The 10,092-nt window shown below is 51.0% G+C and carries 13 protein-coding genes; all 13 read left to right on the forward strand.

Annotated features, from left to right (window positions below; translation table 11 throughout):
- A partial coding sequence (locus OEM52_11100; protein MDK9700680.1) for an energy-coupling factor transporter transmembrane protein EcfT occupies positions 1–624 on the forward strand: 624 nt, incomplete at its 5' end.
- Positions 621–1,406, forward strand: coding sequence for a tRNA pseudouridine(38-40) synthase TruA (gene truA, locus OEM52_11105; protein ID MDK9700681.1), 786 nt, complete (start codon positions 621–623; stop codon positions 1,404–1,406). The genes OEM52_11100 and truA, both read left to right, overlap by 4 nt.
- 247 nt (positions 1,407–1,653) lie before the next feature.
- Positions 1,654–2,301, forward strand: coding sequence for a fructose-6-phosphate aldolase (fsa, locus tag OEM52_11110; protein MDK9700682.1), 648 nt, complete (start codon positions 1,654–1,656; stop codon positions 2,299–2,301).
- Between the two features lie 77 nt (positions 2,302–2,378).
- Complete coding sequence (locus OEM52_11115; protein ID MDK9700683.1) at positions 2,379–3,608, forward strand: trypsin-like peptidase domain-containing protein; 1,230 nt, start codon at positions 2,379–2,381, stop codon at positions 3,606–3,608.
- On the forward strand, positions 3,605–4,894 hold the full coding sequence (gene purB, locus OEM52_11120; GenBank protein ID MDK9700684.1) for an adenylosuccinate lyase: 1,290 nt from the start codon (positions 3,605–3,607) through the stop codon (positions 4,892–4,894). Before OEM52_11115 ends, purB begins: the two co-directional genes overlap by 4 nt.
- Positions 4,895–4,921: 27 nt before the next feature.
- Positions 4,922–5,632 (forward strand): phosphoribosylaminoimidazolesuccinocarboxamide synthase, encoded by a 711-nt coding sequence (locus OEM52_11125; protein MDK9700685.1) that lies wholly within the window; start codon positions 4,922–4,924, stop codon positions 5,630–5,632.
- A gap of 3 nt (positions 5,633–5,635) precedes the next feature.
- Entirely contained in the window at positions 5,636–6,277 is a 642-nt protein-coding gene (locus tag OEM52_11130) for a phosphatidylserine decarboxylase family protein (GenBank protein ID MDK9700686.1), read from the forward strand.
- Positions 6,278–6,454: 177 nt separating this feature from the next.
- Positions 6,455–7,198 (forward strand): CDP-diacylglycerol--serine O-phosphatidyltransferase, encoded by a 744-nt coding sequence (gene pssA / locus OEM52_11135; protein ID MDK9700687.1) that lies wholly within the window; start codon positions 6,455–6,457, stop codon positions 7,196–7,198.
- A gap of 9 nt (positions 7,199–7,207) precedes the next feature.
- On the forward strand, positions 7,208–7,444 hold the full coding sequence (gene purS / locus OEM52_11140) for a phosphoribosylformylglycinamidine synthase subunit PurS (GenBank protein ID MDK9700688.1): 237 nt from the start codon (positions 7,208–7,210) through the stop codon (positions 7,442–7,444).
- On the forward strand, positions 7,438–8,124 hold the full coding sequence (gene purQ, locus OEM52_11145; GenBank protein MDK9700689.1) for a phosphoribosylformylglycinamidine synthase subunit PurQ: 687 nt from the start codon (positions 7,438–7,440) through the stop codon (positions 8,122–8,124). The genes purS and purQ overlap by 7 nt, the downstream gene beginning before the upstream one ends.
- Positions 8,125–8,352 carry a hypothetical protein gene (locus OEM52_11150; protein MDK9700690.1) on the forward strand — a complete coding sequence of 76 codons (228 nt, stop codon included), beginning with the start codon at positions 8,125–8,127 and terminating at the stop codon, positions 8,350–8,352.
- A complete protein-coding gene (gatA, locus tag OEM52_11155; GenBank protein MDK9700691.1) occupies positions 8,321–9,748 on the forward strand; it encodes an Asp-tRNA(Asn)/Glu-tRNA(Gln) amidotransferase subunit GatA in 1,428 nt (475 codons plus the stop codon). The genes OEM52_11150 and gatA overlap by 32 nt, the downstream gene beginning before the upstream one ends.
- Positions 9,749–9,843: 95 nt before the next feature.
- Positions 9,844–10,092 (forward strand): Asp-tRNA(Asn)/Glu-tRNA(Gln) amidotransferase GatCAB subunit B (locus OEM52_11160; protein ID MDK9700692.1); only part of this gene is annotated, 249 nt, incomplete at its 3' end.

Consider the following 10,092-nt stretch of genomic DNA (forward strand, 5'->3'; position numbering starts at 1 on the left):
GCTTTCCTTTGTTGGCTTATTGCATGGCGTGCTGGTTGGAAACGAGGTGGCGGTCCCGCTTGGTGGATGATTGGGATAATGGCGGTATTATCCATAGTTGCTTTCTCCATAGCATGGACGCCCTATCTGCATTGGCAAATCGATGGTTGGAAAAACGGTGTTACAGTTGCTGCTCGGTTGTTGGGATTAGTAGCAATTGGCGTTTGGTTTATGGCGAAACTTTCGCCGCCGGATCTTGCACAATTACTGGAACGGATGCTGCATCCCCTTGCCCGGCATTGGAAATCGATTCGCCACATACCGATGGCAATCACGATTGCATTAGCCTCCAGTGGCTGGATTCGTCAAGAAGCGGTGCGTATAAAATTGGCGATGAACGCGAGAAATGTACGCTGGGATGGAAAGTTGTCAACTCGTATCGATACTGTCAACCGATTGTTTTCGATGCTGCTCATTGCGGCGATGCGTCGAGCCGATGCGATGACTGTTGCACTCTACTGCCGCGGTTGGCGGGATAACACGGTTCCGCACCGCCTCGCTAAAAACACTGGGACGGATCGCATGGTAATAGTGTCCGTATGGTTCTTTTCCGTTATGATTGGAATTTGGGATCGCTGGTTGTGAATCGCTTTCGCTATCGGATTGCATACCACGGCAAGGCGTTTGCCGGTTGGCAATATCAACCGTCTCATCGTACGGTGCAGGGGCAGATACTTCACGCCTTGAAAGCGATTGGCGAATCGGAAGGCAATACGTATGCTGCCGGCAGAACCGATTCCGGTGTTCATGCCACTGGGCAAATCGCCCACCTCGACGTTACCAAAAAGTGGCTGCCGGAAAGATTACAAGCAGCAATCAATGCGAATTTGCCCGGCGATGTCAGGGTGTCCGAAATGAAGCGCGCCGAACCGGGATTTCATGCCCGTTATTCGGCTATTGGCAGATACTACGTTTATCGGGTAACAACGAGCTTTCATCCGTTACGGTGTGAATCCGAGTATTTTTGGGAATTTCCGATTGACCGGGAAGTGATGGAAATCGCGACCAAATTGCTGTTAGGAACCCACGATTTTTCTTCGTTCATTGTGGCGGGTTGGAACGGAAATCCGGTCTGTACGGTTCATAAAGCAGAATGGCATGGGGACGATACCCGATTCCGCCTTCATCTGTACGCTGATCATTTCGGTTGGAAGATGGTACGCCGGATTGTTGCAACATTACTCGCGGTAGGACGCAAGAAGTTTGCACCGGAATTCATTGCCGAGTTGCTTAGCGGAAGTAATCATACCGATTGGAACGAAGTAGTCCCAGCGCACGGTTTGATATTTGCCGGCGTTACGTTTCCCGATGTGGATGGCGGACCCGAAGAACCCGACCCGGCTTGGTTCACCGCTACCGATTGGTAACGAAACCGTACGACAGACACTCTTGTCTGTCGAAACATATGTAAGTTGAACGTTGGGTAGTTGAGGACCCTCGTGTCCGCCTGCCTTAACCTGGGAGGTTAGGCAATCCTGCCTGACAAACGAGAAAGAGACTACTGACAAGGGTGGCATAAAAAAAATCCGCCCGCTGAAACGTACCATGCGTATTTGTCATTGGTCATCGTCGGCACGAATTTTGTATTTGTAACAGTAAAGGGAGTGATTCGTAATGAAGTTCTTTCTTGATACCGCATCTGTAACCGAAATCCGCGAAGCCGCCAGTTGGGGCATTCTTGACGGCGTTACAACCAATCCATCCCTCGTCGCCAAAGAAAAAATCGTTTCGTTTGAAGAATTACTCAAAGAGATTTGCGCAGTTGTACCCGGCCCGGTATCCGCTGAAGTCGTCTCTACTGAATGCGCTGAGATGCTGAAAGAAGCGCATCACTTGGTGAAGATTGCCGACAACATCGTCATTAAAATACCTCTCATTCCCGAAGGTCTGAAAGCGGTAAAAATCTTGTCGTCAGAAGGAATTCCTACGAACGTCACACTTTGTTTCTCCAGTGGACAAGCGCTGCTTGCCGCGAAAGCCGGTGCTACCATGGTGTCTCCTTTCGTTGGACGATTGGATGATATATCGCAAGACGGCATGAAACTGATCGAAGAAATCGTTACCATCTACCGCAATTACGACTTTGCCACCGAAGTGCTGGTCGCCTCGGTACGCCATCCGATACATGTCCAGCAGGCGGCATTAATCGGAGCGAATATCGCCACGATGCCGTGGAAAGTATTTCAACAACTGGTTCAACACCCATTGACCGATAGCGGCTTGGAAAAGTTCCTTGCCGATTGGCGGAAACGCAACGCCTGATACCTTTTCCGGTAGCGTACATCCGCCGCCAAGTAAAAGAGTAGCCCTTTGTAATCGTTGAATTTTCGGGATGGAAAATGTTGCGAACGTTTCTAATTGGACTCATACTGGGCGGTATTCTTACCGTTGGTTGGTGGTACACGCAACGGCACACCACCGGTCCCGTTGCTCGGGCGTGGAACCAAGCGGGGGAAATGGTTGCGACCGAATCGGCGCAGAATTTGGAGGCGACACCGGAAAAAGTCGCTATTGTCGGTGACTCGGTACGTCTCTCCCGGCAGACCGGAATAACTCGTGCCGTAAGCGTTGCTTCCCCAGCCGTAGTCGGTGTTAACGTAGTCCAAGTCCGCGAACAATTGGTGCGCCGAACGCCCTTCTTTAATGATCCTTTCTTTTCGGAATTCTTTCCTCCCGAAGTGATCCGGCAGCGTGTTGAATCCATCGGAAGCGGTTTCATCATTTCGGCGGATGGATACATTCTCACCTGTGATCACGTCGTTGAAAATGCGACAGAAATTCTGATAACACTGCCCGGCGGAAAACAAGAGAAAGCAAAGCTTATCGGTTCCGATCGTGTTTCCGACATTGCCCTCTTAAAAATCGATGGCAGCGATTTCCCCTTTGTAAAATTCTGCGATACCCGCGAACCACTGGTTGGAGAGTGGGCAATTGCGATGGGAAACCCCTTCGGATTGTTTAACAACAATGTTAAACCCACTGTTACAGTCGGCGTGGTGAGTACGATTGGCCAGGATTTCGACCGGAATCGCGAAGGGCGAGTCTATCGCGACATGATCCAGACCGATGCCGCCATCAACTCCGGCAACAGCGGCGGCCCATTATTAAATGTGCTAGGTGATGTCATCGGAATGAATACGATGATCTACACTCCGGTACAAAACATGCAGGGAGTCGGACCCAGCGCCGGCGTCGGGTTTGCCGTTCCCGCCTACCGGTTGCGCGAAGTCGTCGAAGCGATTAAAAAAGGGAAGACACTAAATCGCGACTTCTACACCGGGATGAGTGTCCAAAACATCGACATTTTGCTGATGCGAAGTCTTGGACTTTCGCAACCGAAGGGTATTGTCGTTAGCGATGTCGAGAAAAATTCCCCCTCAGCGCGAGCAGGCATCCTGCCGGGCGATGTTATTATCGGTTTGGACGAATATGAGATTATCGACGTCCCATCCTTGCGTCGGGCGCTTGATCGCCTTGATCTGAAAGTCGGCGATACTGTGAATTTGAAAGTGCTTCGTGACCGGAAAGAGCGCTCAGTCAAAATGAAATTGGAGGCGTTCAAACGATGATCGCTCGCTATTCATTACCGGATATGGCTAGGCTCTGGAGCGAGGAAGCGAAATTCCAACGCTGGTTGGAAGTCGAACTTGCCGCCGTTTCGGCACGTGAAAAAAACTTCCCGCAGGAAGTGCCTGCCGGAACGACCAGCGAATTACGCTCAAAATGCCACATCAATGTCTCCCGCATCGATGAAATCGAAGCGACGACCAATCACGATGTGATTGCATTCGTGACGCAAGTCGCCGAAACATGCGGCGAACCGGGACGGCACATCCATTACGGCATGACGAGCAGCGACGTCGTCGATACCGCGCTCGGTTTGGCGTTACGCGACGCTTGCGATTTACTGCTCGCTCGACTCGATACGTTACTCGAAACGACCCGAGCATTGGCGAAAGAGCATCATGACACCGAGATGATGGGACGTACCCACGGCATGCATGCGGAACCTACCACCTTTGGGATCAAAGTCGCTGGCTGGGTTGACGAGCTATCCCGTAATCGCGAGCGGTTGCTTCGCGCAAAAGCAGCGGTAGCGGTTGGAAAGCTGTCCGGTGCAGTTGGAACCTACACCCTACTGCCGCCGGATGTGGAAGCCCACGTAATGAAAGAACTGAATCTTGCTGTTGCAACCCATTCCACCCAAATCGTACCGCGTGACCGCCATGCCGAATTGTTATCGACCCTTGCCTTGTTAGGCGGCGCACTCGAACGGATCGCCCTCGAAATCCGCCACGGCCAACGCACCGAGCTGGGTGAGTTATCCGAACCGTTTGGTCGTGGACAACGCGGCTCTAGCGCGATGCCCCATAAAAAGAATCCGATTCTATGCGAACGCATTTGCGGTGGCGCTCGGGTGTTGCGCGGTTATGCGTTGACCGGCTTCGAGAATATCGCTCTTTGGATGGAACGCGACATCTCGCATAGCTCCACCGAGCGCATTATCTTTCCCGACGCCTTCTTACTGATGGATTACTTGTTGTCGATTGCACAAAAAATTCTATCCGGCATTGTCGTCGACCGGAAACGGATGAAAACTATCGTCCGCAGCGCTCTTGATTTACATTTGTCGCAGCGGATTCTATCGGCGTTGGTGGCGGCGGGCAAGACCCGCAATGAGAGTTACGAAGTAGTACAATCCGCGGCGTTCACTGCCCGCGAAAAGAAGAAATCGTTGTTGAAAATCGCCGCCGAGCACAACTGGTGGGGATTACCACCCGAAGCAATAGCGGAGATTTCAAATCTTCGACCCGGCAAATACTGGCGTACGATCTTGAAACGCGCCGGCGTCTGATAATATTGGAAACAGGAGGAGACACAATTGGAAAAGCGAAATTTGCTCTACGAAGGCAAGGCAAAAAAACTTTGGGCAACCGATCATGAGAACAAGGTTGTGCAGCAATTCAAAGACTCATTGACCGCACAGAACGGTCAAAAGACTGGTTCCTTCCACGGTAAGGGAGCGATCAATTGCGAGATGAGTACCTTATTGTTCAACTATCTCGATAGCCACCACATCCCTACACATTTTATCGAGAGTGTATCGGAAACAGAAATGGTTGTCCGGAAGTTGGAAATGTTCCCGATGGAAGTTGTCGTTCGGAACATCGCTGCCGGTTCAATGTGCAAGCGATACAACATCGCTGAAGGGAACGAGTTATCGAGCGTTGTTTTGGAATACTATTATAAGAGCGATGCGCTGGGCGACCCGATGATGAATGAGTCTCATGCCCTGTCGTTTGGCTTTGCGACTATCGACCAAATCCGCGCAATTAACCGGATGGCGACCAAAATCAATGCGTTGCTCCGTTCTCATTTCGAGCGCCGCAATTTGATGCTTGTTGATATGAAATTAGAGTTCGGCAAATACGACGAAGAAGTCTACCTCGCTGATGAAATATCTCCCGATACGATGCGGGTCTGGGAAAAGAACACCAAAGTTAAGCTCGACAAGGATCGCTTCCGGCTCGATTTAGGCGAAATCGATAAAGGGTATCGCGAAATCCTCAAACGGATTAAAAACGAAGGATAAGCCATGCCTGTTACAAAGGACGGCTTGCCGGTACTGATTCCGGTTCTCGTTGTTACGGCGCTATCACTCTGGCTCGCATTTTGCAAGTGCGGCGGGTGGTGGTATTTCGCTGTGCCAATGGTTTTGTTTACGTTGTTTTCGCTCTGGTTCTTTCGGGATCCCGAGCGAAAAATTCCCGTCGGCGAGGACACAATCGTCTCGCCCGGTGATGGGAAAGTACTCGAATTGGTGCCAGTCGAACACGATGAATTCATCGGTGGACCGGCGCAGCGACTCTCAATTTTCCTGTCGGTATTCAATGTTCATGTCAACCGGAATTGTATCTCCGGCGTGGTGCGCGATGTCAAACGGTTTCCCGGAAAATTCCGGGTAGCTTACGATCATCGGGCAACTGAGGAGAATAATCGGTTGCGGGTTGATCTCGAATCGCCTAAAGGGAAACTGCGTTGTGTGCAGGTTACCGGGGCAATTGCCCGGCGGATTGTATGCCATCTATCAGTTGGTGACTCGGTGACCAAAGGCGAACGCTATGGTATGATTCGCTTCGGTTCCCGGATGGATATCATACTCCCGGCGACAGCGAAAGTGGTAGTGAAAAAAGACGATAGCGTTCATGGCGGTTCAACCGTCATCGCTCATTGGTGAGTCTGTAGCTCAGACCTCCTGTCTGAGCAACAAAAACCTTGATCTGTCGTCTGAGAACGTCTTTTAACTTTGCAATCACCAGTACGAATTGCAAACTCAATGAACAATTCGGATGTTGTTGCCTTAGCAGGAACATAGTGCTGTTTGGTAAAATCCGTTTCACATTCGATGATAAAAATGAGTAAACTTCGAAGTGCAATCCCATCATTCTTTACCTTAGGGAACCTTTTCTTTGGTTTCTTCTCGATTGTTTCATCTTTTCACGGGCTTTACACACAAGCAGCTTGGCTGATTGTGATTGCCGGGGTGTTCGACGCAGTCGATGGTAAGGTCGCCCGATGGGTTAATAGCGCCAGCGAATTTGGCGCCGAACTCGATTCGCTTTGCGATATCGTAAGTTTTGGATTAGCCCCGTCGATGTTGGTCTATGTGTATGCGTTTTCTGCAGTACCGTTACCGTTTGATCTCCCGATTGCGGTAGGCGTGTTTCTCGCCTTTTTACCGTCATTGGGTGGTGCAATCCGGTTGGCAAGATTCAATGTCATGTCGAGGGGAAAAACCGAGCACAAAAACTACTTTGTTGGACTGCCAATCCCGGCATCGGCGGCAACGATTGCTACCTTTATTGTTTTCACTCATTCAGTGTACGGAATCGATTATGCGCCGAAAGCATTGGTGTTTTTATTACCGATGCTGGCATTTCTCATGGTCTCCAAAGTGAAATACCATGCGTTGCCGCAACTGACATTCAAGCAGAGTCCCAAAGGACAGGCGCAGTTTCTTTTCGTAATTTTTTGCGTCGTAGCTATGGCTGTTGCCCCGGTGAAAACAGCGTTTCCCTTGATCTTGCTCTATTTAAGCTATGGCATATTGAGGGCGGTCTTCGGTCTATTTGTTCATCCCAAAGCCGTAGCGCATTAGGAGTTCAAAATGGTTTATGAAGTGCGGATATTCTTGAAAGACGGGTTGCTTGACCCCCAAGCGACCACGATTGAAAATGCACTGAAACGGTTACAGTTTTCCGAGTTAAATAGTGTACGATTGGGTCGAACATTTTTGTTAACCGTCGAACCCTACACTCCCCTCGAGCGGATTCAAGAGATGTGTAAGCAGCTGTTAGCCAATCCGGTGATGGAGCGCTACGAAATCCGCGAGGTGCCATCGTGAAACGGGTTGGTGTAGTCGTATTCCCCGGAACGAATTGCGAGCAGGAAACCATTCGCGCCTTTTCGGTACCCGGACAATACGAAGTCACAGAAGTTTGGTACGACAATCCGTTACCCTCCGGTCTCGATTTGGTGATCCTTCCCGGTGGTTGGTCCTATGGCGACACCTTACGCGCTGGAACGATTGCCCGATTCTCGAAAGTTATGACCGGTATCGTCGAACATGCGAAAGCGGGCGGCTTTGTATTAGGCATCTGCAACGGTTTCCAAATTCTTACCGAATCCGGTTTACTCCCCGGCGCGCTTGCCCGTAATGAACATCTGCGGTTTCGCTGCGAAGTGGTGCATTGCCGCGTCGAGCAATGCAATTCCCCCTTCGTCCAATCGATCAAATCCGGCTCGGTTTATCCCCTGCCAATTGCGCATGGCGAAGGGCGTTACGTCGCCGACGAAAAAACGCTCGAGCGGTTGGAAGCGAATGGACAAATTGCTTTGCGGTATTCTTCGCCGCGTGGTATTACAACAAACAAATCGAATCCCAATGGTTCGCTCCGCAATATCGCCGGAATCGTCAACCGCGACGGCAATGTCATGGGACTGATGCCCCATCCCGAACGGCGGGCGAATGCGATAACCGGTGGAGATGAAGGACTAGCTTTGCTCCATGCTTGGAGCAAATAAATGTTGGGACAAATCGAATTGCTGGTTATTTTTTTCGTCATCCTTTTTCTTTTTCGGACGGATGAGTACAGTGATTCGATCAAAGGATTTAAGCATCTGAAAGCGGCGGTTAACGAAGTAAAGTCGGCAGTCACACAATCGGTGATCCAGCCGGTGCGCGACTCTTGGCAAGAAGTAAAACGAAACGGAACGACCGGTGAAAGAAACGATCCATCGCATCGCGGATGATGTAAACAACGGCCGAATCGATCCCCGCGAACGCGTATCCGACGCTCTCGCGCTTATCGAACAATACGAGTACTTGAACGCAACCCGTTTTCTCCTCCGCGATAAAGCGATGGCGGCTGCGGAGCGGCTCAATCAGGCGATTCGCGGCGGTAAACGCGATTTTCCGTTGGCAGGTGTTACTGTTGCTGTGAAAGATAATATAGTCACGACTGGCGATGAGTGTACTGCCGGCTCGAAAATTCTGAAATCGTATATTTCGCCTTACACGGCTACTGCGGTGGAACGGTTGGAAAATGCTGGAGCCATCGTCGTTGCGAAAACGAACATGGATGAGTTTGCAATGGGTTCCTCCGGAGAAAATTCCGCCTATGGCGCAACCGGACACCCGTTCGATCCATCGCGGGTACCCGGCGGTTCATCCAGCGGTTCGGCGGTTCTCGCGGCAGTAAATGCGGTCGACATCTCGCTGGGAAGCGAGACCGGTGGTTCGGTTCGGCAACCGGCGGCGTTTTGCGGTGTTGTTGGCGTAAAACCTACTTACGGTAGAGTCTCGCGTTACGGATTAATCGCGTTTGCCTCGTCCCTCGATCAAATCGGTGTATTCGCCAATAACGTATCCGATACTGAGGCTGCGTTGTACGCGATGGCAGGCGCTGACGAACACGATGCCACGAGCGCCCGCGAACCGGTTCCGGCGGTCGGAACTGAACTTGACGACGGATTGCAGGGTCTAAAGATTGCTGTTCTCAAAACATCGCCTGAGTTAAAACCTCAATCCGATGTTGCCAATGCGTTTGACTATACAATACATCGAATGGCGGAAGAAGGGGCGGAAGTCGACGAAGTCGAGTTTCCCTTGTTCGCGGAAGCGATTGCGACGTACTACATCATTTGTACTGCTGAAGCTTCTTCCAATCTTGCCCGATACGATGGCGGACGTTATGGTGCCCGCGTCGAAACAGACGGTCTTCGCGATACCTACAAACAGACCCGCGGACAAGGGTTCGGCAGGGAAGTGAAGCGCCGGATACTCTTAGGAACGTTCGTACTCTCGTCTGGATTTATCGACGCCTATTATCGGAAAGCGATGTTGGTGCGGCGGAAAATGGCGAACGAGTATTTGAGCGTTATGGAAAAATACGATGCTTTAGTATTGCCCACTTCGCCGACGACCGCCTTTAAGATGGGTGAACGGATGGATGATCCGGTTGCAATGTACTTGAGCGACATCTATACCGCGCCGGCGAATCTGATCGGGGTACCGGCGATTTCGGTTCCCTTCGGAGTCGATGAAAATCGTCTCCCGATTGGAATGCAGGTAATGGCGAAACCATTTGCTGAAGCCCGGATGTTTCGTGTTGCCTCGGCGCTTGAACACATCCATGCCCGTTCGTAATTCTTTTTTGAAAGTAGGGGTGGTTGGCAGCCGCCCGACACTTGTGAGGCAGTCACATTCTACTGCTGCGATAAACTAACTCTGAGATACTTGGCATGACTTGGGAAACTGTAATCGGCTTAGAAGTTCACGTTCAGTTACAGACCGAAACAAAAATGTTTTGCGGTTGCTCGACGCAATACGGCAGTGTGCCGAATTCACTGGCGTGCCCGGTCTGTTTAGCGTTGCCCGGCGCTTTGCCGGTACCGAATCGACGCGCCGTCGAGTTCGCTATTCGATTAGGACTCGCCCTCGGTTGCACGATTCGTAATACCACCAAATTCGACCGCAAGAATTACTTCTAT

It is taken from the genome of bacterium, assembly GCA_030247525.1.
In the GTDB taxonomy this organism is placed as follows: Bacteria; Electryoneota; JAOADG01; order JAOADG01; family JAOADG01; genus JAOTSC01.